This window comes from Paraburkholderia phytofirmans, from assembly GCF_046028095.1.
GTDB lineage: Bacteria > Pseudomonadota > Gammaproteobacteria > Burkholderiales > Burkholderiaceae > Paraburkholderia > Paraburkholderia phytofirmans_A.
In genome coordinates this window covers 1-523 of the sequence record NZ_JAQQDJ010000051.1, presented here as the reverse complement: position 1 = coordinate 523, position 523 = coordinate 1, and the positions used below count along the sequence as shown (strand labels likewise).

Sequence of the window (523 nt, the reverse complement as noted above, 5' to 3'; positions counted from 1 at the left end):
GGCGCCGAATACCACGCGCCAGCCAAAATGGCCCGCCACCACGCTGGAGATCGGACGCGACAGAAGAATGCCGAGCAGCAGCCCGCTCATGATGGTGCCGACCACCTTGCCACGCGACTCGTCCGGGGCGAGGTGGGCGGCGAGGGGGATCAGAATCTGCACGGCGACCGAACTGAAGCCGACGAGCAGCGAAATCGCGAGGAACCAGCCCGGTTGGTGAGCGAACGCCGCAGCGGCGAGACTCACGATCGACACCAGCGCCGTGGTGATCATCAGCTTGCGGTTTTCCAGCAGGTCGCCGAGCGGCACAAGAAAGAACAGGCCGAACGCATAGCCGATCTGCGTGAGCGACACGATCAGGCTGGCTGTGCCGCCGGACATGTGAATGTCCGGTGCGATCAGTTCGGTGATCGGTTGCGCGTAGTACAGATTCGCGACGATAGCGCCGCAGCAGAACGCGAACAGCGCGATCAGACTGCGTGTCAGTTTGACGGGATGGGGGCGGCCCGTCACGGTGGATGCA

At 64.1% G+C, this 523-nt stretch carries 1 protein-coding gene; it reads right to left on the bottom strand.

Translation table 11 applies throughout. The features are described 5' to 3' along the window. The coding region (locus PQR54_RS38880; RefSeq protein WP_408255458.1) for an MFS transporter at window positions 1-513 on the bottom strand (513 nt) is incomplete at its 3' end. Window positions 514-523: the final 10 nt, after the last annotated feature.